Raw genomic sequence first — 427 nt, forward strand, 5'->3', positions numbered from 1 at the left:
TGACTGCGTATCCAGCTCACTCTCAATGGTGGCGGCATACATCGCCTTCACAATGGCGCTCTGCAGCTGCGTGTTCTGCAGCGTGTCGAGCATCTTCATCTGCTCCATCACGCTGTAAAACACATTTGCACCGCGAGTCTGCCCGTCCTCCACGGGTTCAAAAACGTGAATGAACGAGGCGCGCCCGCCGGGTAACTCACGGGGTATCCATGTCCATTTCTGCGGCATCCAGCCAGGATACCCGTCCTCGCTGACGTAATATCCCAGCGCCGCACCGCTGTCATTAATCTGCACACCGGCACGGCAGTTCCGGCTGTCGCCGGTATTGTTCGGGTTGCTGATGCGCTTCGGGCTGACCATCCGGAACTGTGTCCGGAAAAGCCGCGACGAACTGGTATCCCAGGTGGCCTGAACGAACAGTTCACCG

General features: G+C 58.5%; 1 protein-coding gene. It reads right to left on the reverse strand.

All coding sequences use genetic code 11. The annotated features are described in order from the left end of the window. On the reverse strand, positions 1-427 hold a 427-nt coding region (locus J0A69_RS22425; protein WP_206588856.1), incomplete at both ends, for a phage portal protein.

The sequence above is a fragment of the Algoriphagus pacificus genome (assembly GCF_017254845.1).
Classification (GTDB): Bacteria; Bacteroidota; Bacteroidia; order Cytophagales; family Cyclobacteriaceae; genus Algoriphagus; species Algoriphagus pacificus.